Genomic DNA, 25,692 nt, shown 5'->3' with positions numbered 1-25,692 from the left:
ATTTCCATCGATTGCAAAAACAACGTTGCAAACAAAATCAGATCGTACCGGAATAACAATATGGGATGGTCTCTTAAAAAGTATCCGCTACAATCGGCTTGCGTGATCTTCTAAATAAGAATGAAGCGTAATTTTCTTAACCAGTGGAATTCTAAATTTGGCTGCCCGGTTCAAAAACCTTGTCGATAGGGACGGCAGCAATAATGATATTGGTTGTAAACCTTCCATACAGGCAATCTGCCGGCTAACGCCGGGACCAACTGTATCATGTTATGTATACTAGTACTTATGTAGTACATAACAAATGTAAAATTTAAATTTTAAACCTGCAAACTTTTTACGGAATAAAAATTTCCTGGCCAAAGCCACCCCTCCTACCCGCAGGTATGCCGGCGTCAAATCGGGAGAACTACAACTTTTGCTTTCTGTGCTGAAATCCTGTATGCTTTGTTGTGTATATTATCAGGTGACTTTTGAGTGAAGTGACTTTATGACGGCGGATATTTCGGATCGGATCACAAACTTTGGCACTATGGGGTAACATTTTTACCACATTGTGGCATAACCGCAACTTCAGGTTGTTGCCGATAGCTTTATGCCGGCTCGTTCCGCCCATTTATTTTTTAACTCGATCTTTCTGACGAACAGCTCCCGGATGGTACGCTCGTTTTTTTTGTCGACAATCAACTGTTTTGGTCTCAACCCGCTTTTCATATTCAACAGGTCAACGATATCTTTGGCAACATCCTGTCGTTTTTCCAGTGCCAGTTCTGGTTCCCGGATCGATCGTTCTACCTTCCGGATGACTTGCCGGGATTCAATCTTATAAGCCCCGGCAATTTCCGGCAGGTCGGCTTCAAAAAGCTTATTATTTATAGATCCGGATAAACAATTATCAATTAAAACAGCAAGGCAATCAATCCCTTCAAGCTTCAGTTCGGCTTGTAACCCTTCCGATAACGCCATGATGCCCATTTTTGCCAATGTTTGAGGTATTAGAAATGGCGCCGAAAAAAGAGACGGTCCGCAACAGATATTTAAAATAACCCCTGCCTTGTTCTTTCGCATATCAGGTAATACAGCCTGTATCATCCGTATTACGCTCAATAAGCCGATGTCGAGCACCTGTCTTATTTGAGCGATGGAAGTTGCCTCGAGCAACCCGAAGCTGGCCACTTCCGCATCGTTGATCAATATGTCGATAGCTCCGTATTTATGAATGATCCGCCCTACGCTTTCTGATATAGATCTTTCGTTATCCAGATCTATAGCCACTACTTCAATGTTAGGAATTGAGCAAAGGTCATCGGCAGCTTTCCTGCTTTTTTCGTCTATGATTTGCATGCCTGCAATCACTCCATGCCCTTCTTCAGACAAAGCTTTGGCAATTAAATTGCCATAACCCGAACCACTGCCTGTTATCAAAATTGTTTTTGACATAAAAAATAAAGTAATCAATTCCGGTGCCGTATAATAACAGACATCATAATGCTACTTAATTACCGCTACCCCATTCCAAAATGCAATGCGCCCTTTTATACCTTCCGCTAACGGGCTGGGGTTTGGATAGTACCATGCCGCATCGGCCGCCATTTCTCCGTTAACAGTCACATTGTAATAAGATGCGACGCCTTTCCAGGGACAGGTCGTATGCGTACCGGACGCCGTCAGGAATTCTTTTTTTACCGAATCTGCCGGAAAATAATGATTGCCTTCGATCACAACCGTGTTATCGCTTTCCGCGATCACCTGTTCATTGTAAATTGCTTTCATCGATGTTGATTTCTAAAAATGAAATTTTTATGCTAAATATTTTTTTCGCTTCAATTGCATGGTAAAATTTAAGCCGGCATCATTGGATTCTAAAGTATAGACTTCGAACAAGCCATACATTGACAAATGTCACACACTCGGAAAGAACAGATCGGCCTATTCCGTCAAAAACTGGGTGTTTTCTACAACAGATTGTCCTTTGCGTCCATTTTCATCGCTTGTTCTATAATCTAATTTTAACGCCCTGTTGTGGCTTTATGACGATAAAAAACGGTCAAAAACCGGGTTACGGCTTTTTTGCAATTAAGTGCAACGAAAGCATGTGTTTTTTTAATGCGATTAGCGGTTTCTATTAATGCCTGAGAGTACATTCAATTTCTTTGAAAGTTATATTAGAGCGTATGGCCTGTTCTCTGACGATGAGATTGCAATCATTAAGTCGCTGGCCATACCCAAACACCTTAAAAAGAAGCAATATCTGCTTCGCCAGGGGAGCGTATGCAGGTATCACACTTTTGTATGCAGCGGTTGTCTCAGATCATACCGGATCGACGATGAGGGCTGCGAGCACATCATAGGCCTCTCCCCTGCTAATTATTGGGTAAGCGACCCGGTTAGCCTTCTTGGTGGCTCGCCTTCGAATGACTTTATCGACGCGTTGGAAGATAGTACCGTTATACAGCTTTCAACGAATAGCTTTAAAACGCTTATGGAAAATATCCCCGGTTTTAACGAAGTAAATAATAAGATCATTAAGGATGATTACAATGTGGCCCGTGACAGGATATACATGATGCTCAGCCTTCAGGCGGAAGAAAGATACAGGCAGTTTATCCGGAGTTTCCCGAATTTGCATGACCGTATTCCAATGTATGTGATCGCTTCGTATCTCGGCGTATCGAGAGAGACGTTAACAAGAATACGGAGCAAAATGGCGGAAACTTAATCCGACGGGCCGGTAGTACCCGGTCATTAAAATAACCCGGGTACTACCGGCGGGGTATCCTTATGCCGGCCCATCTTCTGAAGATCGTTTTTTTACCTGTCAGCAAGCACGCTTTCACTTGCGGTAACGGCAACTACCAAGTATACTACGGCCGCATTGATATAATAATATGCGGCATCGAAACCTTCCAGTTTAAAAAGGAACGGCACCAGCATAAAAGAAGTTGCCGCCAGTAAATCGAGTGTAAGATGCCCGCCAAATGGTATTATTTTAAATGCGCCGTAACGGTACTTTGTAGCCAGGCTGACGATGATGACAACAATACCTGCAACAACAGATATCCACCGTGCTGAAGGATTGCTGCTGCCTAATTGCAAAATAAATGGCGAGACGATCAGTGCTGCGGCAGCAAGGTAATCGACTATGCCATGATTACCCGGAGAAAGGAATCTCAACTTCATGTTTTTTGTTTTTTTAAGTTATCTGTTGTTACTGCCGAACCGCGGTTCCCTGGTTATTATCGATAATATACCTCCAGAAACCATCCGCGCCGCGCCGTACGATATCACATGCCGAGCCTCCGAGCTTGACTTCCCTGCCGTCAGGCCCTATGCCCTCAATGGACCAGTCCACGATAATCTGTGCAGTGTCTCCGGCGGTAAACACGTGACGCACGTTGGTATTAAGTGAAAGTCCGAGTTTGATGTCGCGCCCTATTATGGCAGCGATCTCTTCACGGTCGGTAACAAGTCGCCCGTCGTTCGCAACAAATACGGCTTCGGGGGCATACAAAGCCATTTGGTTATTGATATCACCTGAATTGAAACGTTCAACAAGTGAAGGAATAACATCCTCGGGCTTTGTGGGGAGTGGAAATGATTTCATGTACGTTCTCTATTTTTTAGCTAATAAAAAGTTTTCGCGATATTCAGCAAGACCTGTAGCTTCAGCCTAGATCTGCTCCCTGCTTATAATCTATTGCTTTTAATCTTTCATCTTTCAGAATACTGGTAGTTAACCAAACGTATTGCTTCAATTTATGGTCATATCCCAACATGGAAAAACTTTGCGCAAACGGGCAGGGCGGAAAGTCGGGAAAGCCCTTCCTTAACACATATCGATGAGGATCCTCATCAAATTTTGATTTGTGCACCTTTGGCAGCAAGCCAAATTTCAGCTCCAGACCGCTGTCTTCATGGGTTAATAATAATGTCGTTGCCGACAGGACCTTATTAACGACAGGAGTATCTTCCAGTGATGACAATGTATCAAACACATCAATAAGAATACCCTTTATCCTTTCTTTCGGAACTGAAATTCCATAAACCAAAGAAGAATCTTCACGCGTGCCCGAACTTTCAAAACGGTAAGCATGATCAACTTCGATTTGATCCGGGTCATACCTGTCGGACGTTTCCACCCAATATAATTTCCCGCCGACAATCCTGAATTCTTCGGTATATCCCAGCTTATCCAGCTCCTTTACGATCTTTACGATATTGCTTTTCGGGCTCATATTCTTTTTAAATTTTCAGAATGGAATAAGTTTAAATCCCTCGTTCTTTATTCGTCAAAGTACGGCAGCATTCATCTTTTTATCATTGACATATATCACAGAAAATAAACAGAAACTGCAGAACCGCGATGGTGAGGCATCTCGACTATAACCGGGCTTGAGCCGGAGCAAAAAACCACTGCATCCCACGGATATCCGCCGTGGAGGAGCCCGGTTTAACACGTCTAATTTGTGTGACAAATGTCAATGTCTGAAAGGGGGCAAGTTTTTAACTTGCCATCCTGGTGCATTGACGATCTTAAGAATCCGGACAGTCTGTCCTTTGGTCCTCGGCGATGATCCATGCAATAATGCTTACCTGATAAAAAAGAATACCATTGAATACGGAACAACACGAACGAATAAAATGCCTGATCATCGGATCAGGGCCATCCGGCTATACGGCCGCCATCTATACTGCCAGGGCAGACTTAAAACCCGTACTATATACGGGCTTGCTAATTGGCGGACAGCTGACAAAAACGTCTGATGTAGAGAATTACCCGGGCTATCCTGATGGTATTATGGGGCCGCGAATGATGGAGAATTTTCACAAACAAGCTTCGAGGATGGGTACGGATCTGCGCATCGGGTTCGTCAGCGCCGTGGACTTTTCCCAATCGCCCTACAAAGTTACCATCGATGACAACAAAGTCGTACTGGCGGATTCAGTCATCATTGCCACGGGGGCAACACCGAAATGGCTGGGGCTTGCATCTGAACAGCAATATGCCGGTCACGGCGTTTCGGCCTGCGCCACCTGTGACGGCTACTTCTTTAAAGGTGAAGACGTGGCGATCGTCGGTGCGGGAGACACCGCTGCCGAGGAAGCCCTGCATTTGTCAAAGCTTTGCAGGAAGGTTTATATGCTGGTCCGGAAATCGGGTTTTAAAGCTACAAAGACAATGATTCGTCGCGTAGAAAATATACCCAACATCGAAGTCAGATTCAATGTGGAAGTAAAAGAGATCCTCGGGGACGGGCAAAAGGTGAATGGTGCGCAGTTATATAATAATGTTACATTGCAGGAAACAAGACTGGATATCAAAGGTATTTTTTTAGCTATCGGTCACCGCCCGAATACTGAAGTGTTCAAAGCGTGGATCGATATGGATGATGTAGGATACATCAAAACAAAGAACTGTACCACAAAAACCAATATTCCCGGTATTTTCTGTTGTGGCGACGCACAGGACGCGGATTACCGGCAAGCGGTCACTGCTGCGGGAAGCGGCTGCATGGCCGCATTGGATTGCGAGCGGTATTTATTGGCAATGGAACACGGTGTTATTGAGGAAATGACTGACAAAGTGAGCGGATGATGACGCACAAAACAGCGATTAAAATAATATTAAAAGAAATTTTATGGAGAATAATAAAAAAGCATACCTGGCAGGCGGATGTTTCTGGGGTATGGAAGATCTTTTCAGAACACGTCCGGGCGTAATCGATACCGAAGTTGGTTACTTAGGTGGGGAGAACGAAAACCCAACGTATCAGAACCATCCGGGACACGCCGAAGGAATTGAAATTACTTATGATCCGGGTAAGACGACGTATAAGGAATTGCTGGATTATTTTTTTAGAGTACATGATCCCAGCACGGTAGACAGGCAGGGGAACGATAGAGGTAAAAGCTACCGTTCAGCACTGTTTATTCAGAATGATGAAGAAGGGATCGATGCGGTGGATATGATCCAGCTGGTGAACGATTCAAAACGTTGGCCGGGAAAAGTGGTGACCACATTAGAACCGTTTACTAAATTCTGGCCTGCTGAAGACTATCACCAGGATTATCTCGTAAAACACCCTAACGGGTACACTTGCCACTTTGAGCGATTCGGAACATTCCTGTAAAACGGGGTTAAGGGAATTTTTCCTACAGAAAAAAGAGACTTTGTAAACAAACTGTTCGGCGATCCATACTTAAAAACGGTTTTTGACCGAACACCTGCAATGTAGAACCTCTGTCGCATAATCATTTGAAAATGAAAGAGAAGGACAATTGATATACATAAAAAAGAGGCGCTTCATGATGAAGCGCCTCTCAGCGGAGGAAGAGGGATTCGAACCCCCGGACCTGTTACAGTCAACAGTTTTCAAGACTGCCGCAATCGACCGCTCTGCCATTCCTCCGGCGCAAAAGTATAAATCCGGTTGAATTTAAAAAAATTATTTTTCGCCCGGGCAATAAAAAACTCATGAAAGCCAATACAGTAAAGGGTTACAAAGGATCAAAATTTCTCCATGCTCCCCTTTTCCTCCATTATCAACGCCCCGGACGTATTAACGGGTGATCGCGGGGAGCGCTTCGCCGGCGACGATCTCATCTATGATACGTGTAGCCATGACCCCATAAAAAAACCGGCAAACCGCGTTTCCGCTAAGCCTGCCGGTACAACCTGATGTTCATGAAGAAAGATAACCGGTGACAGATGACAGTTGCCCTTGCATTCTTCCGTAAACCTGTCTGTTGATCCGAAAATTAACAACTATCACCTGTCTCCGGTCCTTCCCTCCTTTTATTGATATCCGCCGCCCAGTGAGCGGTAGAGGTCTACCATTGCGGTAAGGCGCTGGCGCCTGATGTCTGCCTGCGTAAGCTCCGCCTGCAGGCTGCTGCCCTGCGCGTTGATCACCTCGAGGTAATTCGCCAGGCCGCTGCGGAACAGCAGGCGGGCATTGCTCACGGCCTGCTGCGTGGTTTGCAGCCGGGCGCCTGCAATGTCTTGCTGGCCCTCCAGCTTGTCCAGCTGGATCAGCGCGTTGGACACTTCCTGTACGGCTACCGTTACGCTCTGGCGGAAAAGGATCACCGCCTGGTCGCGCTCTACTTTGGCTACTTCCAGGTTCGTTTTTAAACGGCGCTGCTGGAAGATCGGCTGTGAGATATTGCCGGCCACCGTTCCGAACAGCGAGTTCGGTATGGAAAACCATTTGCCGATCTCATAAGCGTTCAGACCGCCGTTGGCCGTGAGGCTGAGAGCCGGGTACATCGCGCCCTGCGCCGCACCCACATTGGCGTTGGCGGCTTTAAGGCCGAGCTCGGACGCTTTTACGTCCGGCCGGTTGGCGATCACCTTTGCGGGAATACCTGTCTGCAGTTCGTCCCAGATGGGATAAGCGTCCAGCGTGCCCCCGCGGGCGATGTTGCCGGGCATTTGCCCCATCAGGATGCGGATGGCATTTTCCTGGATAGCGGCGGCCTGTTCCAGCTGCGGCACCAGCAATTCAGCATTCTGCTTCTGCGCCACGGCCTGCTGTACGGCCAGTTCCGTAACGTCCCCGGCTGTTTTCTGCATTTTGATCATCTGTACGATGGTGTCGCTCAGCGCTACGTTCTTCCGCGCTATTTCGAGCTGCGCGTCCAGCATCAGCAGGTTAAAATAACTGTTGGCCACGTTGGCGATGATGCCGGTCTGCACGGCCTTTGCCGCCTCGAAGCTCTGCAGGTAAGAAGCCAGCGCGGATTCTTTCTGCCGGCGGATCTTACCCCAGATGTCGATTTCCCAGCTGATGCCCACACCGAGGTTAAAGTCCTCGATATGACTGGTCTTCAGGAACTCGTTCAGGCTGACGCCGTTGAGGCTGTTTTTAGACGGAATGGACGTATTGCCCGTGGCGTTGGCCGTTACGGAAGGCAGCAGTTGCGCCCTGGCCTGTTTTACGTAGCTGGAAGCGGCGTCGATGCGCTTCAGGGCTATCTGCAGGTCGAAATTGTTCTTCAGCGCTTCCGTGATCAGGTTTTGCAGGGCCGGATCGGGGAAAAACTGCCGCCATTGCGCGTTGGCGATGGAGCTGTCTGCGGTGGGCGTGGTGCTGCCGAACTGTTCGGGCAGCGCCACTTCCGGCCGCTGGAAGTCTTTACCGACCTTGCACGCGGCAAACGAAGCTGCCGTGAGTATAACAATGATATATTTTGAATATTGCGTCATGATAATCCTTGATTTTACTTATATAGTTGCTTCTTCCAGCTCTTCTTCCATCTCTTCTTCGTAAACCCTTAAACCAGGACGGCCGGTTATTTTTTCCTGTAAGAACTGGAATATCACATACAGCACAGGAATAATAAATACGCCGAGTATTACACCGGTCAACATCCCGCCGATGGCACTGTAACCAATGGAATGGTTACCCACCGCGGAACCTTTCTGCACAAATACCAGGGGTATCAGGCCTACGATAAAGGCGAACGAAGTCATCAGGATCGGGCGCAGCCTGGCTCTTGCCCCGGCCAGCGCCGATTCGAGCAGGCCCATGCCGTTGCGGCGCCGCTGGACCGCAAATTCCACGATCAGGATGGCGTTCTTCGCGAGCAGGCCTATCAGCATGATCATACCGATCTGGACATAGATGTTATTGTCCAGGCCGGCAAAACCGATGAAGGCAAATACGCCCAGGATGCCCGTCGGGATGGTCAGGATAACGGCGAGCGGCAATACATAACTTTCGTATTGAGCCGCCAGCAGGAAGTATACGAACAGGATGCTGAGCAGGAATATGTAGATCTGCTGGTCGCCCGCTTTGATCTCCTCGCGGGTCGCCCCGGTCCATTCGTACCCATATCCGTGCGGCAACGCCGTTTTCGCGGTCTCTTCAATGGCCTTGATGGCGTCGCCCGTACTGTAACCAGGTTTGGGCGTACCATTGATGGTAACGGCATTGAACATGTTGTTGCGGGTCACCGTTTCAGGGCCGTATACACGCTTGAGCGTCACCATCGATTTTACCGGCACCATCTCGCTCTGGCTGTTCTTCACGTAAATGCCATCCAGCGAATGAATGTCCGTACGATAAGGCACATCAGCCTGCGCTACCACGCGATAGTACTTTCCAAAACGGTTAAAGTCCGAAACGTAGCTGCTGCCATAATAGATCTGCAAGGTCTGCATCAGATCGCTGACGGATACGCCCAATTGTTTGGCTTTAAAATTATCCACTTCCACCTTGTACTGGGGGTTGCCCGCGGAGAAGGTGGTGAAGGCCGCGCCGATCTCCGGTCTTTGCATCAAAGCGCCGATAAAAGCCCAGGCATTATTGCCCAACTGGTCCAGCGGGCGCCCCTGCTTATCCTGCAGCATGAACTCAAAGCCGCTCACGTTACCAAAGCCCTGCACCGTCGGAAAGTTGAAGAAGAAGGCGCCGGCATCTTTCAGCTCGCTCGCCGGTCCGTACATCATGCCGGTGATCTGGTCGATATTATCCACGTCGCCCCTTTCACCTTTGTCTTTCAGGCGTATAAACCCTGCTGCATAAGGAGATGCGGCGGCATTGCTGATGAAGTTAAAACCGTCCACCGTCCATGTATGTTTCACCGACGGGAATTGGCGGAGCTTTTCGTCTATTTTTGAGGTAGACTTATGCGTTCTGTCCAATGAGCTGCCCGGAGGCGTGTTCAGCGCATATAATACGAAGCCCTGGTCTTCCGTGGGAATAAACCCGGTAGGCGTTTTTCTGATCAATATAAAAGCTCCGATGGTTACAACAACCAGCAGGCCGATGGCAATCGCTTTCCGTTTTATCAGGAAATTAAGGCTCCTGATGTACCGGTTCGTCATGGAGCGGAAACCGGCGTTGAAGGCATTAAAGAAGCGGCTGCCGAATCCTGTTTTCTGTCCATGTTCGCCATGTTCAGGTTTTAAGAACAGGGCGCACAGCGCGGGGCTCAGGGTCAATGCATTGATCGCCGAGATCATGATGGCAATGGCCAGCGTAAACGCAAACTGCCTGTAGAACACGCCTGCGGGGCCTTCCATAAAACCGACGGGTATAAATACCGCCATCATTACCAGGGTAATGGAAATAACGGCTCCTGATATTTCATCCATCGACTTCAGGGTAGCTTTTCTTGCCGGCCACCGCGTTTGTTCCATTTTGGCATGCACCGCTTCCACCACCACGATCGCGTCGTCCACTACTATGCCGATTGCCAGCACGAGGGCGAACAGGGTGAGCAGGTTGATACTGAAACCAAACAGCTGGAGGAAGAAGAAGGTGCCTAAAATGGCCACCGGCACTGCAATAGCGGGGATCAACGTAGAACGGAGGTCTTGCAGGAACAGGTATACCACCAGGAATACGAGCAGAAATGCGATCACCAGCGTTTCACGCACCTGGTGAATAGACGCGTCCAGGAAGTCTTTAGCGTTGTACATCACTTCCGTTTTCACGCCGGTAGGGAGCGTGGCCCTGAAATCCACCAGCAGATGCTCGATGTTGTCAAGGATCTCGTTGGCGTTGGAGCCGGCCGTTTGAATGATCGCAAAACCTGCGGCCGGTTTGCCATCCAGCAGGTTGTTCGCGCCGTAGTTGAGCGACCCGAACTCTACGCGGGCCACGTCTTTCAGGCGAAGCATCGAGCCGTCGCTGTTCGCTTTTATGACAATGTTCTCATAGTCCTCGTTCAGGCTCAGCTTGCCTTTGTATTTTAATACAAATTCAAAGGTTTCCGCGCTGTTTTCGCCCAAACGGCCCGGGGCGGATTCTATGTTCTGGTCCCTGATCGCGTTCAGCACGTCCTGCGGGGCAAGGTTATTCGCGGCAAGACGGTCGGGTTTTAACCAGACGCGCATGGAATAGTCCTTGGCGCCGAAGATCTGCGCCTGGGCCACGCCGGGTACACGTTGGATCTGGGGGATCAGGTTGATCTTGATATAGTTTTGCAGGAACTTTTCGTCGTATTCTTTAGGGTTTTCACTATACAACCCCATGAACATGATGAAACCGTTCTGCACTTTCTGCGTGCTGATGCCCGCCGTTACTACCTCCGCGGGCAGCTGGCTAGTGGCTTTGGATACCCTGTTCTGCACGTTTACGGCAGCGATATCCGGATCGGTCCCCTGTTTGAAATAAACGGTCAACACCATGCTGCCGTCGTTATTGGAGTTGGAGGTCATGTAGGTCATGTTCTCCACCCCGTTCACGGATTCCTCTATCGGGTTAGCCACGGAACGGGCCACCACTTCGGCGTTGGCGCCGGGATAAACGGCCGTCACCGTCACGCTGGGCGGCGCGATGTCCGGGAACAACGTAACAGGCAGGGCGAAATATGATATGATGCCCAATAATAGCAGTATTATGGACACTACCGTAGAAAGGACCGGCCTTAATATAAATCTTCTTAACATGATGAATTCACTTTTTAGATCGTAAGCGAAACTGGTTCTTGCGTGTTATACTTTTCAATTAAAGTATCGCCTGTTACTTACAATTGTTTTGACTTGAGCACACTGTCTGCCGGTACCGGCTGGGGTGTGATTACAGCGCCGTCCTTTAAGTTGGCCGTTCCGGACAGAACGATCTTTTCGCCCGCTTTCAGCCCGTCGTTCACAAAATAAAGGTTCGCTGTTTTTCCGGCGATGTGAATGGGCCTGCTGGTCACTTTGTTGCTATCGGCTACGGTATATACCAGCACTTTGTCCTGGATCTCGAACGTAGCTTCCTGCGGTATCGTAATGGCAGCGGGTACCTCGCGGGCGAACCTTACTTTGCCGGTGTTGCCTGTGCGCAGTACGCCGTCGGGATTGGGGAAAGCCGCGCGGAAAGTGATAGCGCCGGTTGTTTTGTCGAATTGCCCGTCTATCATTCCGATCCTCCCTTTTTGGGCGAACGTGCTGTTATCGGCCAGGATCAGTTCTACAGCAGGCGCGTTCTTCAGTTTTTCTTCCAGCGTTTTGCCCGGGAAGTCGTTCTTGAACGTGATAAAATCCGCTTCGCTCATTGAAAAGTAAGCGTACATTTCACGCACTTCTGAAAGCACGGTAAGCGGCTGTGCGTCGATATTGCTTACCAGGGCGCCCACTTTGTAGGGAATCCTCCCGATGTAACCGCTCACCGGTGCGGTAACGAGGGTATAACCTACATTGATCCGCGCGCCGCCTACCGCGGCTTTCGCCTGCGCCAAAGCGGCTTTCGCTACTTCGTAGTTGGCTTTCGCCGTTTTCAGCTGCACGTCAGAAACCACATTGCTGGCAACAAGCGGGGCCAGGCGGTCCACTTCCACCTGCGCCTTTTCAACGTTAGCCTGTGCGGCGAGCTGGTTCGAACTGGCGCCGTTCAACTGTTCGGCGTATACTTTCGGATCGATCTTAAACAAAGGCTGGCCTGCTTTTACATAGGCGCCTTCATCCACGTATATCTTTTCCAGATAGCCGGATACCTGCGGGCGTACGTCTACATTCACCTTTCCTTCCAGCGAAGCGGGAAATTCCAGGTAAGTGGTAGCCGGGGCGGATGCAACCACCATCACCGGCAACTGCGGGGGGCCCTGGGGAGGCGTGCCCGCCTGGGGAGACGAACAGCCATATATGAATACAGTCAGCAGCAGGATACCGGCTGAGTAACTGAGTGGCTTATGTGTGATCATTGTTTTTTGTAAGCGTTTCATGTGTTGTTGTGTTATAGAATTTGAAGTGAGTTTGGTTTACGCTGTTAAGGCGGATATGATGTTGAACAGATCGCCGCCGTTAACAGGTTAATGCTTCGTATGCTGCGTTTCAGGCCTGGCTGAAGAAGTGCCGCATCCGTATAAAAACAGGCACGCCACGATGCTTACCGCCGCGCCGGCCACGAGTTTGTTGTCTGAATTAAATACTGGTTTCATGCTTCGGTTGTTTATAGAAAAGTTTAGAAAATGCACGGCCATGTTCCATCCCGCAAAGCGGAAGGCAATAAGATAACATCAGGGCATGACGGTCCCTGTGTATTCAAAACATGGTGTGAAAAAAGGAAGACTGTAATACTGCCTGGGCTTGCAGTATATCCGTAACTGGCATGGTTCCGTTATCAATATTGCTGTTATATCTTAAACGGGGCTGTTACAGTTAGGTTACATAAGTTTCATCGTTCTGTTGTATTGATGCGTTGCAATTGACAATGCAAATGTATAAACTCTATCAGAAAGTTGTACGTTCCGAATCGCGGTATTAATTGTACTTTTCGCGGATGGTTCTTTGGAATAAAGCGGGCGTCTGACCGGTGTGTTTTTTAAAGAAACGGGAGAAATAAGCGTCGTCGTCGAAGTTCAGTTCGCCCGCAATCTGTTTCACAGAGTGCTTTTGCCAGAACAGCAGCCTTTTGGCTTCCATGATGCGTTTGGCGTCTATGATCTGTTTGGCGCTGCGGCCGATGGTGTTTTTTACCGTATCGTTCAAATGCCCGGGGGTAACGTGTAACATCTCGGCATATTCCGCCACCTGTACCTTCTCCCTGAAATGTTCGTCTACCAGTATTTTGAACTGTATGCCCAGCCCGTTGAACGTCGCTTCGGAACGGTAGATCTCCGTATTGCCCGTTTCGGGCCGCGCAATGCGCCCGCAGGCGATGATGAAGGCGCTCAGGATGTGGCGAAGCACCGCTTCTTTCCGCGGTTTGTCGTTGCGGAACTCGTGCAGTAAAATACGCGCGAAGCTGAGCACCTCCTGCAGCTGGTTTTCCTCGAGGTGGAGGATGTTGTCTTTAAACACGCACTGCCAGCAGCTGAGCACGCCCAGCGTTTCCGTCACCAGGAAATCGCGTGTGAAATACATCGCCAGCACTTCCGCGTCTGCGCTGCGGTCGTGCTGATGGATCTGTTCGGGCTCCAGCATGATGATGGCCGGGGCGTGGATGGTATGTTTCTCGAAATCGATGTACTGGGTAACGCTGCCTTTCAGCAGGATGTCGATGGTGTAGCCGTCGTGCCGGTGGGGAAGATCAAAACCTTCCCAATCGATGTCGCGCAGGTTGGCCAGGTGTATCAGGAACTGGGAGCCTTCTTCCGCATAAGGCGAATCCTGCACGCTTACCATCGGTATATGATTGAATTTCGTCAGTTGCATGGGATGTGTGTTTTTATCGGTTAAATGATCCCTTTGCCCGGGTAATTCTCTCTAAAGAAGACCGTAAAGATACGTTATTCCGCTTTTTGCCGTTCCTGCACCAGTACCAGGTCCGAGATCTTCACCTGAATGGGGATGTTGCCGATCTGCACCACCGCGGTTTTGCCCCGCAGCTCGTTCACTTTCCCCACCTGGTTGTTCGTCCGGATCTTCACCTGGTCGCCGGTTTTCACCTCTCCTTTCATTTCCTCGAACCTGTCCTGCACCTTCTTTTTGATCTTTTCGTTGATGGCCTGGCTTTTGCGGTTGAACAGCAATGCCTCCGCCTGTTTGATCACTTTCTGCTTGTCGTCCGTACGTTTCCATTCTATCACGATCTGCTTCAGCTTGCGCTCCATGTCTTTGAGGTAGCTGATGTCTTCCTCCTTGATCTTGTTCTGCAGCTTCTGCAGGGTGTATGCCTGCTGCACGCGTTCCTTGTCGGACAGTATTTCGTACTCCTTCTTTAGTTTTTCATTTTCCTTCATCAGCTTCTGCAATTCCTTCTCGCGGCTTTCCACGCGCTGAAGGTCCTGTTCGGCCTTGTTGAGCAGCTTGTCCAGCCTGAAATGCCCTTCGTCCACCAGTTTCCTCGCGCGGTTGATCAGCCCCTGGTCCAGCCCGATGCGCTGCGCGATGCTGAAGGTGTAGGAGCTTCCCGGCTTGCCCACCAGCAGTTTGTACATGGGCAGCAGGTTCTGCTCGTCGAAGCCCATGGCGGCATTGATGATGCCTTTTACTTTTCCGGCCATGATCTTCAGGTTGAGATAGTGCGTGGTAACGATGCCGAAGGCATGTTTGCGCGCCAGCTCTTCCATGATCACTTCCGCGAAAGCCCCGCCCAGGTTGGGATCGGAGCCGCTGCCGAGCTCATCGATAAAAAAGAGCGTTCTGCCGTTCGCATTTTCCATGAAATGTTTCATGTTCTTCAAATGCGAACTGTAGGTGCTCAGTTCAAATTCAAGGCTCTGCGTGTCGCCGATGTGTATCATCACCTGCCTGAAAATGCCCAGCTGGCTGGTAGGGTGCACGGGCACCAGCAAACCGGCCTGCAGCATCAGCTGGATGAGCCCCACGGTCTTCAGCGTCACTGTTTTCCCGCCCGCGTTCGGCCCGCTGATCACCAGGATGTGATTGTCCTTGTCCAGCGTAAGGCTTACGGGGATGGTAGGTTTGTTCTGCTTACGGTTGTACAGCAGCAGCAACGGATGGTACGCTTCCACCAGGTGAACCTGCGCGTGGGGCATCAGCATCGGGAAATTCCCGTTGATGTCCAATGCCAGTCGGGCTTTCGCACGGATAAAATCGTACGTGCCCAGGATGTCGTGATACCCGCTCAGCAGGCCGTGATGCTGCGCCAGTTCGGCCGTGAGGGTGCGGAGTATCCGGTATACCTCCCGTTGTTCGTCCCTTTCGAGGGAATGCACTTCGTTGTTGAGCTGGATGGTTTCTTCCGGCTCCAGGAAGGCCGTGCGCCGCGTGTCCGATTCACCGTGAAGGATGCCCTTCACCATGCGTTTCTGTTCGGCGAAAATGGCCACTACCCGGCGGCCGTTGAGAAAACTCTCCTCGATGTCCGCCAGGTAGCCCTGTTTCTGTAATTTGGAAAGGATGCGTTCGAACACCCTTCTCAGCTCGGTACGTTTCCTGAAAAGCTGCGTGCGAAGCTTCGCCAGTTCGGGCGTGGCATTGTCCCTCACCTGCCCGGCCTCGTCCAGCACGTCGTCTATCAGCGTAACGATCTTTTTTTCGTAGTGTGTATGTGCGATCACCCCATGCAAAGCCGCATAGGTCACTCTTCTGTCGGCGTCAAAAAAACGTACGATGCTGTGCATGCTTTCCGCCAGCTTGCGGATCAGCATGAACTGCTCCCCGGTGAGCACCGCCCCCTGTATTTCAAGCAGGCGCAGTTCCTGCCGGAGGTTCAGCACATAGTCGTTGGGGAAATGCACCTGGATCAGCACCAGCTGCTTATACTCGTGCACTTGTTGAAGCGCCGTTCTCACATAGTCGATGTGCGTATGCAGGCGCAGCTCTTCGGCCATTTGCTTGCCCAGCTCCGTTTTGCAATGCTCCTGCAATAATGTTTTTACCTTGTCAAACTCCAACTGTACCAGCGCCGACTCTGGAAAATATTTCACTTTTTCGTCAATTTAATTTTATGGCTGCCGGCCCGGTGCAACCTTTGTTCCTTTTTTCGTTCCGCAAAATTGGCCTATCTCCCGGAAATGCTCAAAAACGATTGATCAATAAACGGGTACGAATGACAAATGCGGTTCATCATCCGTCTTTTATCAAAAGAATGTTAAAGTTACTTAACTTGTTGATCCAAAGCACCAGGGATATCGTAATTTGATAGACAGAACAAACATATGATGTACCTGAAAAAATACCTGCTCGCAATGCTTTTCCTCGGCTCCGGCCTGGCCGGCTGCGCGCAGTCTAAGTCCAAAACAAGTAAAGAACCAGGGGATATGACCATTCCAACAGACACAAAGACCGAACAGGCCACCTTCGGCACCGGCTGCTTCTGGTGCACGGAAGCCCAGTTCCAGCAGCTGGAAGGCGTTTTGACCGTAGAATCCGGGTATTCCGGGGGCGACAAGCCCAACCCTACCTACGAGGAGGTATGCACCGGCAATACCGGCCATGCCGAGGTAGTGCACATTACGTACGACCCGTCGAAAATCAGCTTCGCCACCTTGCTGGAAGCGTTCTGGCTCAGCCACGACCCAACCCAGCTGAACCGCCAGGGCAACGACGTGGGCACGCAGTACCGGGGCGTAATTTTCTACCACAACGAAGAGCAGCGGAAAGAAGCCGAGTTCTACAAAAAGGAACTGCAGGAATCCGGTTCCTATTCCAGCCCGATCGTAACGGAGATCACGCCCTTCAAGGCTTTTTACAAAGCGGAGAACTACCACCAGAATTACTATAACCAGAACGGTTCGCAGCCGTACTGCCAGTTCGTGGTAAGGCCGAAGCTGGAAAAATTCAAAAAGGCTTTTGCTGAGAAGCTGAAGAAATAGTAACCAATACTTTACGACACAAAAAAGACGCCCCCGGGGCGTCTTTTTCTATTCCGGTCTCCCGGTGTCAAGTCTAATGCTTATACCGTAATTTTTCAGAGCACATCCAGCTTTTTGCTGCCTTTGTACAGCCAGGCCAGCAGGAAATATGCTATTGCCGTGATAATGAGCACATACCCGGCAAAACCGATAGTTAAAATGGCTTCGGTGCTCATCCAGCTGTTCAGCTCCGCAAAGTAAGCGATCACTGCCATGATGATCCCTGTAATGCCGCCAATGATGGTTACCGTCTTCATAGAGGGTGTTGTTAATTTTCGGTTTAAATATTAACTGGTTACGATTTGGTTATATCCTATAACGTGCCAACCTGTAAAAGGTTTACAGGGGCCGCTGAAGAATGTTTCCACAGCGGGATTGTGGATAAATTTGCCTGGTTGTTGGTTCACCCTGGTTACAGAAATCCACATCCCCCTGGTTATACGACGCACCGCGCCCCCCTTTCCCCCTACCCATCCGGCCTTAAAAACAACAAAGGGCCCCCGGTAACCGGAAGCCCTTCGTTTATTTTTACGTGTAACCTTATTTCTTTTTCGATTTTTTCGATTTCTTCGTCACTTCTTTCACCGCTACGTCTTTCGACAGGTCTTTAACCCTGATATTCCTGAAACGCACTACGGAGCCGTGGCCGAGATAGCCGATATGGCCGGTCGTATTTTTCAGGCCCGGGTGGTCTTTGTGGTCCAGCGTGCCGTTGTCGCGCGCTTCGGCGATGTCGCCGTCGAGGATCACGGTGCCGTTCAGCTCTACGGTGATGTGCGTGCCTTTAACGGTCACCTGCTCGTAGTTCCACTCGCCTACCGGCTTCAGGAAGCCGCGTTTGGCGGGAATTACGCCGTATACGGAACCGTGGTACTGGTATACATGGAGGTTCTTGTAGATGTCGGCTTCGTTGTCGAGGATCTGCAGCTCCATGCCTTTGTACGCAGCATCGCCGCCGAGCGGGGCGCGGATGCCCAGGCCGTTATTCGCGCCGGGCGTGAGCTGGAACTCAAAACGGTAGATGAAGTCGGAGAACTCGTCTTTTGTGTAGATGTTGCCGCCGCTGCCGCTTTTCGGGTTGCACACCATGTTGCCGTCTTCGATGTTGTAGCCGGCCAGGTTGCCGGTCCATTCGTGCATGTTGGTGCCGTCGAACAGGATGCGGTAACCTTCTTTTTGTTCAGCGTCGCTCAGCACGAAGGGTTTCGGACGGGCGAACTCGCGCACGTACAGGTTGCGGTAATATACTTTGGTGCCGTGGGCCTGCAGTTCCAGCTGCTCTTCGGGGAAGATGGGCAGCTTGCGGTCCCAGTAATTTTCCAACACTACGTTGTTCACTACTTCCTGGCCGTTGAGATACACGGTTACGCGGTCGCCTTTCATGATGATGCGGAACGTGTTCCACTCGCCCGGCGTGTTATCGGCCAGCACGGTGGGTTTGCTCGCGTTCACCTGGTTGTTGTACAAACCGCCGGAACCTACCTGGGCGCCAACGTCTTTACGCGCGGTGTCCCAGATCTGTACCTGGGGCGTGCCGCGGAGATAAATGCCTGCGTCGCCGTTGGGCTCTATTTTCCAGTCCACGAACATTTCGATGTCGCCGTATTTTTTGTCGGTGCAGAGGTTGTCGCCATGGCCGTTAAAAACAAGCATATTGTTGCTCACGCTCCATCCTTCGCGCATTTTGGCGTCGGCTTTTTCCTGCTCTTTGGCAAGGGTGGCCGCGTCCATCTGCGCGCGTTTGATCGGGTTGGCCACGAGGCCTTTCCAGCCGGTGAGGTCTTTTCCGTTGAACATGCTTACAAAACCTTCGCCGGCGGGCATTTCAGCAAGATATTTGCGGATGGCCTCGCGCTGGTAATCGGCGTCGCCGCCTTTCAGCACGGAGGAGGTTTTTTCGAGCAGGCTGCGCACGGTAGCCCCGCTGTAGGTTTTATCCGCCAGCGCCACGTTCATTACCGCCTGCGCTGCTTCTTGCTGCACGGAGGGGTCGTCCAGGAAATTGCCGGCGAAAATGAGGGCGGGGAATGTTTTGCATTGTTCCGCCTGTTGCAGGATATTTTTCTTCAAGGCTCCTTCAGGTTTCAGCTCCATGGCGTTGATCAGCATCAGCAGGCGCTGCTCGGGCAGTTTCACCGCGCGGGCGAGGCGTACATAACCCTGCAATGCGGTGGCGCGGTATGCCGCGTCTTTACGGGCGATCTGCAGCAGCGAATTGGTGGCGCCATCGTCCGTCCAGGCGTTGAGCGCTGCAACGGCGGCGGTTTTCTGCGAAGCGGAACCGGTTTCGAATGCGCCGTTCACTACTTTCAATGCTTCAGGGCCACCCAAACCTGCGAGGATGGCGTAATAACGCTCCTGGTTGGCAGGTTGTTCCTGCTTCATCTGCGCGATCACGGCTTTTTGCTGGCCGGGCGCGGCCGCTATTACAGCGGCTTGCAGGGCTTTGATGTCTTCAGCGGCCGTTGCGGCGCCCAGCAGTTTGTACAGCGTAGGCAGGTTCTGCGCGGTGGCCATATCCTGTAAAGCTACCATGGCTGCTTTGCGGACATTTGCGTCGGAAGACTGCGTCAGCGGCAATACATCCTGCACGCGGCCGTCTGCCTTGCGGGAAGCCAGAACGTCTATCAGCGCCACCTGTGCGGCTGGCGGCATGCCTGCCAGCAGGGAGCCGCTCTGCGCGGTCACTTCATCACCTTTGATGGTTTTCAGCGCGCCTTTTACGGCGGCTATCTCAGCGGTATTGCCTGTTTTCATAACAGCCAGCAGCGAAGGCACAACCTTTTCACCGCCGATCTGCCCGGCTGCCGTGATGGCGGCCAGTTTCACAGGTTGATCCTTACTTTTCAGGAAAGGCAGAATGGAAGGCAAAGCGGCTTCCACTTTGTTGTTGCCCAACATGGTAATTACCGCGGCCTTGCCTTCCGGCGTGGCTTTGGATAACGATTTGATCCATGCGGCGGTGGCAACGGTGCCCAGGGAACCGCCCGCGAATTTCATGGCGGCGTCGCGGTACTCGGGCTGTTTGTCGTTAACAGCGGCCAGCAGCAGCGGCAGCGCTTTTTCGCCTTCGGCATGGTTCAAAATATAAAGCGCACCGGTGCGCAGGTGTACCTGCCCCGGGGCGGTGGCGCGTTTCTGAAGGTTTTGCGCTATCAGCGACGCTTCTTTTTTATGGCCTTTTGCAAGCAGGTTCTGCGCATAAGCGAGGTACGAACCTGCCGCATTGGTGATGTCGTATTGATATTTGGCGCGCGCGGCTGCTGCTTCCAGCGCCTGTGCGGTGGCCGGCGCGGGGTCGGCTATCTGCGCCAGGGCGTACAGCGCGGTTTTCGCCAGCATTTTGTCCGCATCGTTCGTGAGCGGGATCAGCGCGGCGGTGGCGGAAGCTGCGCCGGCATCGCCGATGGCTTCCACGAGGCTTTGTTTGTTGCGGCCGCTGAGCCTGGGCAATGCAGCCACCAGCGCCTGTTGCGCGGCGGGCGTATTGATCTTCGCGAGGGTGCGCGCGGCGGGGTCTGCCAGGCGTTCGTCCGTCAGGTAAGGCGCAATGACGGTCACTGCTTCGTCTGTACCGATGTGTTGCAGCTGAACGAGCAGGAAGGCTTTGTTTTCCTTGTCCTGCACCTGGCCCAGCGCTTTGGTATAGGCGGTTACCGCGGTTTTGCGCAGGTTTTCCTTACCGGGCTGCGTAACGTAAAACGCGTAGCCGGAGAGGGCGTATTGCACGGCGGAATTGTCTCCCTTGCCGGGCGCAGCCAGCATGGCGGCCATGCCGGTGATGCCTTCTTCCCCCAGTTCGCCGAGGGCGGCCATATTAGCGTTAAGGGCGGCCTGGTCTTTTGCAGGCTGCTGTTGCAGCAGGTCTGCTATTTTCGTATGTGCGGCACGGTTATCCTGCTTCGGTTGGGCCATAACGCCCAGCTGAAGAAAACAACAAACGGCAGCAATCAGTATTTTTTTCATTGTGTTTGGTAGTTGTCGGGTAAATGCAAGGCTATATGGTCCAGGGGCCGCGCATGGGCTGGAATATCAGCCTGTTGGCGCCTTCGTCGTTGACAAATTCCTGTTTCACAGGGTCGAACTCGAGGTTGCGGCCGAGTTGCAGGGCGATCTTGCCCATGTTCACGATCGTGGCGGAACGGTGACCGTTCTCTTCATTGAGCGCGAATTTCTGGCGTTTTTTCACGGCTTCCACGAAGTCTGTCACCTGTGGCGCCGGGTCGGGGAACTGGGCGAGTTTCTTTTCCAGGTCCGGGATGTCTGACTTGAAACCGGGATACAGCTTGCCTTTCGGCCCTTCAATATAAGCGGCTTTGGTTTCGGTGCCTGCGCCATCGAGCACGATCTGGCAACCGTCTGCATAAGTATAGGTGATCTTGCGCCAGGTGCCAACGGCGTCGCTGTGCTGCTGGGGAGCGTCTACTTCTACTTTTACAGGGCTGGTATCGTCTTTCCCGAGGAAATACTGCACAGGGTCGATGTAGTGCTGGCCCATGTCTCCAAGGCCGCCGCCATCGTAATCCCAATACCCGCGGAACGTGCTGTGCACACGGTGTACGTTATATGGTTTGTAGGGTGCGGGGCCCAGCCACATGTCGTAGTCCAGTTCTTTGGGAACGGCCTGCGGCTCGAGGTTGGTTTTGCCCACCCAGTAAAATTTCCAGTCGAAACCGGTGTGTTTGCTGATGGTCACTTTCAGCGGCCAGCCCAGCAAACCGCTTTCTACCAGTTTTTTGATCGGCTCCACGGTGGTGCCCATGCCGTAAAAACGGTCGGAGAAGCGGAACCAGGTGTTGAGCCTGAAGATCCGGCCATGCTGCTGAACGGCTTCCACCAGGCGTTTGCCTTCGCCGATGGTGGCGGTCATCGGTTTTTCGCACCATACGTCTTTCCCGGCGCGGGCGGCGTCCGCCGCGATAATGCCATGCCAGTGCGGCGGCGTGGCCACATGCACAATGTCTACCTCCGGCAGCTGGATCAGCTCACGGTAATCGGCAAACGTTTTTACGCCTTTGCCGCCGTTGGGCAGCGCATTCAAACCTTTCTGGATGTGACTTTTATCCACATCGCAGATGGCCACTACGCGGGTGCCTGCATACCCGAAGTGCCCGCGGCCCATGCCGCCGGTGCCTACTACGGCCTTCGTCAGCGTATCGGAGGGAGCCAGATAGCCGCGGCCCAGCACATGACGGGGCACGATGGTAAAGGCTGCGAGCGCCCCCAGCGAGTTCCGCATGAACGCTCTCCTGGAAGATTGATGTACTTTCTTTCCCATGGTTTTCTTTATGTATAAACGTGATTTTTTCGCGGTTACAAAATACGAAGTTGATTTTGTGAATGCTGATGGTATATTGAAGTAAAATGATCGCTTATCTCCATTTAATCGCGGTATTCGTTCCCAATATGCGCAACATTTTTGCTAAAGAGTAAAGTTTTCTGATTTTTTACGTAATGAAAAATACTTTATTAAATTTTTTAAAGAAGTGAAAATACAGAATGGCTGTTTTGGGAGGAAATGAGGCATATTTTGATTGAAAAAGCCGGTTCCGGCCGATATTCTTAACTTTAAGGAATTTTCGATCATGTACGTCACCTTTCCGCCTCCCGCTCCCCTCGCCCCCTATGTACGCATGTTCTGGGCGTTCGAGTACCAGGTGCCCGACGGGCAGCCGTACGTATACCGTTCGCTGGCAGACGGATGCGCGGAAATGGTGTTTCATTACAAAAGCCGCTTCACCGAGCTGGACGGCACCTGCGACCAGGCCGCCGTGCTGCACGCGCAAACCAGCCGTTACCGCCGCTTTCTCACCCATGGCAGCTTCGGGATATTCGGGGCCTATCTCTATCCTTCGGCGCTGCCGCAGCTGTTCGGTTTTTCCGCCGGGTCTTTCAGCAATGAAATGCCTGAGCTGTCCGCCGTTTGCGGCGCGGAAGGCCGCTGGCTGGAAGAAAGGGTGATGACCGCAAAATATCATCATCAGCGGGTGGAGATCCTGTCCGGTTTCCTGCTGCGGCAGCTGGAAAAACGCAAACCCGCCGAAACGGCCGCACATCATGCCATTAAGACCATCATCAAAGCGCAGGGCATGGTGAACGTAACGGAACTGGCGGCGGACCTTTGCCTGAGCGCGCGCCAGTTCGAGCGTAATTTCAAAGCCTACGCGGGTTTTCCCGCCAAAACCTATGCGCGGATCGTCCGCTTCCAGCGGGCCGCGGCCCAGTACGGCCGCATCGAAGAAAACCTGACGGCGCTGGCGTACGAATGCGGGTATTACGATCAAAGCCATTTTATCCACGACTTCAAAGAATTTTCCGGGTATCACCCGCGCCGGTATTTTTCAGGCCGGCCGGAAGGGATCGAGTACAGGGATTAAAATGTCGTTTTTCTCCAATTTCCTTCCCTCCCTCTCCCTTAATTTGCATTCAAAAACTTATGGCAACCACCAATAAACCCGCGGGCATTCCCACGCTTTGCCCTTATTTCCTAATGCCGGACGGCAATCGATTCCTCTCCTTCCTCCAAAATGTTTTCGGCGCAGAAGAACATGCCGTGTACCGCAATGACGATGGCGGCATCATGCACGCGGAAATGCGGATAGGCGACAGCGTGGTGATGTTCGGCAACAGCAACGAACAATATCCGCCGCAAACAGGCGGTGTTTTTATGTACGTGAGCAATACGGATGAAGTGTACTACAAAGCGCTGGCGGAAGGCGCCACTTCGGAAGCTGTGCCTGAAAACAAGGACTATGGCCGGTCTGCGGGCGTAAAAGACATGTTCGGCAATATGTGGTGGATCACGCAGTTGTAGATCAGGCCAGTTCAGGGGCGGGACTTACAGCCGCGTCTTTCGCATGCAGCGTGTAATAGTCCCACATGATGTTAAATACCTTTTCTTTCAGTTCAAGCAGGTTGTCGCGGGTAAGACCGGCGGTATCCACCGGCGGCAGGAAGTGGAAGTCTATCCTGTGCGGCAGTGCAAACAGGAATTTGCCCGGCACCTGTATTTTTTTGGTATTGAACAGCAGCGCGGGAATGATGGGCGTCTGCGCGTCGATGGCGAGAATGAATGCGCCGTCGTAGAACTTTTTGAGGGGCATTCCTGTACGGTTGCGCGTGCCTTCCGGGAACAGCACCATGTGCATACCCATGTTCAGCGCGTTGTGCATATGTTCGAAGCTCTGGCGGCGGCTTTGATCGTCCTGCCGGTTCACCATGATGCCGCCGATGCGGTACATCATGCCGAAGAGCGGGATCTTCGCCATTTCGGCCTTGGCGAGCGTTTTGTTCACGCCGGGCACGCCGGGTGTGGTAACAGGCACGTCGATGAAAGAATTGTGATTGCACACCACCACGAATTGTTTTCCTTTTTTGAAATGTTCCAGGCCTTTGCGGAATACGGGGCAGCCGATCAGCGGCATGTAAACGCCCATCCACACCCTTCCGATGTTAAGGAAATAACGCGTTTTACGGGGATCTGGGAAAAAAGAGACGATCCATATAGGGATGAGCACGATCAACAGGGTCGCAACAAAGAGCAGGAGCCCGTAAATTGCAAAAACCCGACCTGCTATGTTTTTAAGCCATTTCATGCGCAAGGGGAATGAAACGTAATATTAAGAAAAAATCACAATTGCCAGTTCACCGGCTCTTTACCTTGCCGGATAAGCAGTTCGTTCGCCTTCGAGAAATGTTTGCAGCCGAAGAAACCTTTGTCTGCACTGAATGGAGAGGGATGCGCCGCTTTGAGGATATGATGCTGGGTGCCGTCGATAAGCACTTGTTTGTCCTGCGCGAACTTGCCCCATAACATAAACACCACGCCTTCCTTTTTGTTGCTGACAGTGCGTATAACCGCGTCCGTAAAGGTTTCCCAGCCGATCTTGCTGTGCGACAGGGGCTCGCCGTCGCGCACGGTAAGGAAGGCATTGAGCAATAACACGCCGTTTTCCGCCCAGGGAGTAAGGTCGCCGGTTTGTGCGATGGGAATGCCCAGGTCCGCGTTCATTTCTTTGTAAATATTCACGAGCGAAGGCGGCGGTTTGGTGCCTTTCTGTACGGAAAAACAAAGGCCATGCGCCTGTCCGGGGCCATGGTAGGGGTCTTGCCCGAGAATAACCACCCTCACTTTGTCAAAAGGAGTTTTATCGAATGCATTAAAGATCTGGGAGCCCTGTGGATAGATGGTTTTGCCGAGGGCTTTTTCATGTTTGAGGAACATGACGATCTGCTCGAAATAGGATTTTTGAAACTCTTCTTTCAACGCTTCTTTCCAGCTGCTTTCAATCTTTACGTCCATTATATTACCTTTGGGTCAGCGATTTATTTGATTAATTGGTGGAAAATTATATAAATTTGCACTCCCAATAAAAATAAATTTATTGTGATACGTTACCGGACCGGTAGCTCAGCTGGATAGAGCAGCTGCCTTCTAAGCAGCAGGCCATTGGTTCGAATCCAATCCGGTTCACTGAATTGGACAAATCAGGA

At 51.4% G+C, this 25,692-nt stretch carries 22 protein-coding genes and 2 tRNA genes; 7 read left to right on the top strand and 17 right to left on the bottom strand.

Going from position 1 to position 25,692, the window contains the following annotated elements; all coding sequences use genetic code 11:
- Positions 1-573: 573 nt before the first annotated feature.
- Both J7I43_RS04880 and J7I43_RS04875 read right to left on the bottom strand, forming a co-directional pair.
- Complete coding sequence (locus J7I43_RS04880; RefSeq protein ID WP_209143816.1) at positions 574-1,440, bottom strand: SDR family NAD(P)-dependent oxidoreductase; 867 nt, start codon at positions 1,438-1,440, stop codon at positions 574-576.
- A gap of 51 nt (positions 1,441-1,491) precedes the next feature.
- The gene (locus tag J7I43_RS04875; RefSeq protein ID WP_209143814.1) at positions 1,492-1,773 is read right to left on the bottom strand and encodes a DUF427 domain-containing protein; all 282 of its coding nucleotides are present in this window, start codon (positions 1,771-1,773) and stop codon (positions 1,492-1,494) included.
- Between the two features lie 355 nt (positions 1,774-2,128).
- Here J7I43_RS04875 and J7I43_RS04870 point away from each other — a divergent pair, with 355 nt between their 5' ends.
- Complete coding sequence (locus J7I43_RS04870) at positions 2,129-2,719, top strand: Crp/Fnr family transcriptional regulator (RefSeq protein WP_209143812.1); 591 nt, start codon at positions 2,129-2,131, stop codon at positions 2,717-2,719.
- A 92-nt stretch (positions 2,720-2,811) separates the two neighbouring features.
- On the opposite strand, the gene J7I43_RS04865 is transcribed toward J7I43_RS04870, so the two are convergent.
- The 3 genes from J7I43_RS04865 to J7I43_RS04855 form a co-directional block, all read right to left on the bottom strand.
- Positions 2,812-3,180, bottom strand: a complete 369-nt coding sequence (locus J7I43_RS04865; protein WP_209143810.1) for an SPW repeat domain-containing protein — start codon at positions 3,178-3,180, stop codon at positions 2,812-2,814.
- 28 nt (positions 3,181-3,208) lie between these two features.
- Complete coding sequence (locus J7I43_RS04860) at positions 3,209-3,604, bottom strand: YybH family protein (RefSeq protein WP_209143808.1); 396 nt, start codon at positions 3,602-3,604, stop codon at positions 3,209-3,211.
- Between the two features lie 61 nt (positions 3,605-3,665).
- Positions 3,666-4,235 (bottom strand): hypothetical protein, encoded by a 570-nt coding sequence (locus J7I43_RS04855; protein WP_209143806.1) that lies wholly within the window; start codon positions 4,233-4,235, stop codon positions 3,666-3,668.
- A gap of 377 nt (positions 4,236-4,612) precedes the next feature.
- Here J7I43_RS04855 and trxB point away from each other — a divergent pair, with 377 nt between their 5' ends.
- Both trxB and msrA (J7I43_RS04845) read left to right on the top strand, forming a co-directional pair.
- A complete protein-coding gene (gene trxB / locus J7I43_RS04850) occupies positions 4,613-5,596 on the top strand; it encodes a thioredoxin-disulfide reductase (protein ID WP_236023292.1) in 984 nt (327 codons plus the stop codon).
- Between the two features lie 43 nt (positions 5,597-5,639).
- Entirely contained in the window at positions 5,640-6,131 is a 492-nt protein-coding gene (msrA, locus tag J7I43_RS04845; RefSeq protein ID WP_209143804.1) for a peptide-methionine (S)-S-oxide reductase MsrA, read from the top strand.
- A 194-nt stretch (positions 6,132-6,325) separates the two neighbouring features.
- Here the strand turns inward: msrA (J7I43_RS04845) and J7I43_RS04840 are convergent.
- The 7 genes from J7I43_RS04840 to J7I43_RS04815 form a co-directional block, all read right to left on the bottom strand.
- Positions 6,326-6,410, bottom strand: a tRNA-Ser gene (locus J7I43_RS04840).
- A 386-nt stretch (positions 6,411-6,796) separates the two neighbouring features.
- Positions 6,797-8,209: an efflux transporter outer membrane subunit gene (locus J7I43_RS04835; RefSeq protein WP_209143802.1), complete on the bottom strand. Its 1,413-nt coding sequence runs from the start codon at positions 8,207-8,209 to the stop codon at positions 6,797-6,799.
- A gap of 18 nt (positions 8,210-8,227) precedes the next feature.
- Positions 8,228-11,401 carry an efflux RND transporter permease subunit gene (locus tag J7I43_RS04830; RefSeq protein ID WP_209143800.1) on the bottom strand — a complete coding sequence of 1,058 codons (3,174 nt, stop codon included), beginning with the start codon at positions 11,399-11,401 and terminating at the stop codon, positions 8,228-8,230.
- A gap of 77 nt (positions 11,402-11,478) precedes the next feature.
- The gene (locus tag J7I43_RS04825) at positions 11,479-12,660 is read right to left on the bottom strand and encodes an efflux RND transporter periplasmic adaptor subunit (protein WP_209143798.1); all 1,182 of its coding nucleotides are present in this window, start codon (positions 12,658-12,660) and stop codon (positions 11,479-11,481) included.
- An 87-nt stretch (positions 12,661-12,747) separates the two neighbouring features.
- Positions 12,748-12,876, bottom strand: a complete 129-nt coding sequence (locus tag J7I43_RS24835) for a hypothetical protein (RefSeq protein ID WP_262898630.1) — start codon at positions 12,874-12,876, stop codon at positions 12,748-12,750.
- 322 nt (positions 12,877-13,198) lie between these two features.
- Positions 13,199-14,092: a helix-turn-helix domain-containing protein gene (locus J7I43_RS04820; RefSeq protein WP_209143796.1), complete on the bottom strand. Its 894-nt coding sequence runs from the start codon at positions 14,090-14,092 to the stop codon at positions 13,199-13,201.
- Positions 14,093-14,166: 74 nt separating this feature from the next.
- Positions 14,167-16,272 (bottom strand): endonuclease MutS2, encoded by a 2,106-nt coding sequence (locus J7I43_RS04815; protein WP_209143794.1) that lies wholly within the window; start codon positions 16,270-16,272, stop codon positions 14,167-14,169.
- Between the two features lie 231 nt (positions 16,273-16,503).
- On the opposite strand from J7I43_RS04815, the gene msrA (J7I43_RS04810) reads away from it, so the two are divergent.
- Positions 16,504-17,160: a peptide-methionine (S)-S-oxide reductase MsrA gene (gene msrA / locus J7I43_RS04810; RefSeq protein WP_317197058.1), complete on the top strand. Its 657-nt coding sequence runs from the start codon at positions 16,504-16,506 to the stop codon at positions 17,158-17,160.
- 95 nt (positions 17,161-17,255) lie between these two features.
- Here the strand turns inward: msrA (J7I43_RS04810) and J7I43_RS04805 are convergent, their stop codons facing one another.
- The 3 genes from J7I43_RS04805 to J7I43_RS04795 form a co-directional block, all read right to left on the bottom strand.
- The gene (locus tag J7I43_RS04805; RefSeq protein WP_209143792.1) at positions 17,256-17,456 is read right to left on the bottom strand and encodes a hypothetical protein; all 201 of its coding nucleotides are present in this window, start codon (positions 17,454-17,456) and stop codon (positions 17,256-17,258) included.
- 283 nt (positions 17,457-17,739) lie between these two features.
- Positions 17,740-21,165 (bottom strand): family 16 glycoside hydrolase, encoded by a 3,426-nt coding sequence (locus J7I43_RS04800; RefSeq protein WP_209143790.1) that lies wholly within the window; start codon positions 21,163-21,165, stop codon positions 17,740-17,742.
- Between the two features lie 31 nt (positions 21,166-21,196).
- Positions 21,197-22,477: a Gfo/Idh/MocA family oxidoreductase gene (locus J7I43_RS04795; protein ID WP_209143788.1), complete on the bottom strand. Its 1,281-nt coding sequence runs from the start codon at positions 22,475-22,477 to the stop codon at positions 21,197-21,199.
- Positions 22,478-22,784: 307 nt separating this feature from the next.
- On the opposite strand from J7I43_RS04795, the gene J7I43_RS04790 reads away from it, so the two are divergent.
- Both J7I43_RS04790 and J7I43_RS04785 read left to right on the top strand, forming a co-directional pair.
- Positions 22,785-23,576: a helix-turn-helix transcriptional regulator gene (locus J7I43_RS04790; RefSeq protein ID WP_209143786.1), complete on the top strand. Its 792-nt coding sequence runs from the start codon at positions 22,785-22,787 to the stop codon at positions 23,574-23,576.
- Between the two features lie 59 nt (positions 23,577-23,635).
- Positions 23,636-24,013 carry a VOC family protein gene (locus J7I43_RS04785; protein ID WP_209143784.1) on the top strand — a complete coding sequence of 126 codons (378 nt, stop codon included), beginning with the start codon at positions 23,636-23,638 and terminating at the stop codon, positions 24,011-24,013.
- 1 nt (position 24,014) lies between these two features.
- On the opposite strand, the gene J7I43_RS04780 is transcribed toward J7I43_RS04785, so the two are convergent.
- Positions 24,015-24,716, bottom strand: a complete 702-nt coding sequence (locus J7I43_RS04780) for a lysophospholipid acyltransferase family protein (RefSeq protein ID WP_209143782.1) — start codon at positions 24,714-24,716, stop codon at positions 24,015-24,017.
- 113 nt (positions 24,717-24,829) lie between these two features.
- Complete coding sequence (gene ung, locus J7I43_RS04775; RefSeq protein WP_209143780.1) at positions 24,830-25,501, bottom strand: uracil-DNA glycosylase; 672 nt, start codon at positions 25,499-25,501, stop codon at positions 24,830-24,832.
- Positions 25,502-25,598: 97 nt separating this feature from the next.
- On the opposite strand from ung, the gene J7I43_RS04770 reads away from it, so the two are divergent.
- Positions 25,599-25,672 (top strand) — tRNA-Arg (locus J7I43_RS04770).
- Positions 25,673-25,692 lie beyond the last annotated feature (20 nt).

It is taken from the genome of Chitinophaga chungangae, from assembly GCF_017742215.1.
Classification (GTDB): domain Bacteria; phylum Bacteroidota; class Bacteroidia; order Chitinophagales; family Chitinophagaceae; genus Chitinophaga; species Chitinophaga chungangae.
This window is presented reverse-complemented; position numbering and strand designations above follow the sequence as displayed.

Bases quoted from the DNA above. Each gene is read 5' to 3' on its own strand.
- J7I43_RS04880 (WP_209143816.1), bottom strand. From the start codon at position 1,440: ATGTCAAAAACAATTTTGATAACAGGCAGTGGTTCGGGTTATGGCAAT.
- J7I43_RS04875 (WP_209143814.1), bottom strand. From the start codon at position 1,773: ATGAAAGCAATTTACAATGAACAGGTGATCGCGGAAAGCGATAACACG.
- J7I43_RS04870 (WP_209143812.1), top strand. From the start codon at position 2,129: ATGCCTGAGAGTACATTCAATTTCTTTGAAAGTTATATTAGAGCGTAT.
- J7I43_RS04865 (WP_209143810.1), bottom strand. From the start codon at position 3,180: ATGAAGTTGAGATTCCTTTCTCCGGGTAATCATGGCATAGTCGATTAC.
- J7I43_RS04860 (WP_209143808.1), bottom strand. From the start codon at position 3,604: ATGAAATCATTTCCACTCCCCACAAAGCCCGAGGATGTTATTCCTTCA.
- J7I43_RS04855 (WP_209143806.1), bottom strand. From the start codon at position 4,235: ATGAGCCCGAAAAGCAATATCGTAAAGATCGTAAAGGAGCTGGATAAG.
- msrA (WP_209143804.1), top strand. From the start codon at position 5,640: ATGGAGAATAATAAAAAAGCATACCTGGCAGGCGGATGTTTCTGGGGT.
- J7I43_RS04835 (WP_209143802.1), bottom strand. From the start codon at position 8,209: ATGACGCAATATTCAAAATATATCATTGTTATACTCACGGCAGCTTCG.
- J7I43_RS04830 (WP_209143800.1), bottom strand. From the start codon at position 11,401: ATGTTAAGAAGATTTATATTAAGGCCGGTCCTTTCTACGGTAGTGTCC.
- J7I43_RS04825 (WP_209143798.1), bottom strand. From the start codon at position 12,660: ATGAAACGCTTACAAAAAACAATGATCACACATAAGCCACTCAGTTAC.
- J7I43_RS24835 (WP_262898630.1), bottom strand. From the start codon at position 12,876: ATGAAACCAGTATTTAATTCAGACAACAAACTCGTGGCCGGCGCGGCG.
- J7I43_RS04820 (WP_209143796.1), bottom strand. From the start codon at position 14,092: ATGCAACTGACGAAATTCAATCATATACCGATGGTAAGCGTGCAGGAT.
- msrA (WP_317197058.1), top strand. From the start codon at position 16,504: ATGATGTACCTGAAAAAATACCTGCTCGCAATGCTTTTCCTCGGCTCC.
- J7I43_RS04805 (WP_209143792.1), bottom strand. From the start codon at position 17,456: ATGAAGACGGTAACCATCATTGGCGGCATTACAGGGATCATCATGGCA.
- J7I43_RS04800 (WP_209143790.1), bottom strand. From the start codon at position 21,165: ATGAAAAAAATACTGATTGCTGCCGTTTGTTGTTTTCTTCAGCTGGGC.
- J7I43_RS04795 (WP_209143788.1), bottom strand. From the start codon at position 22,477: ATGGGAAAGAAAGTACATCAATCTTCCAGGAGAGCGTTCATGCGGAAC.
- J7I43_RS04790 (WP_209143786.1), top strand. From the start codon at position 22,785: ATGTACGTCACCTTTCCGCCTCCCGCTCCCCTCGCCCCCTATGTACGC.
- J7I43_RS04785 (WP_209143784.1), top strand. From the start codon at position 23,636: ATGGCAACCACCAATAAACCCGCGGGCATTCCCACGCTTTGCCCTTAT.
- ung (WP_209143780.1), bottom strand. From the start codon at position 25,501: ATGGACGTAAAGATTGAAAGCAGCTGGAAAGAAGCGTTGAAAGAAGAG.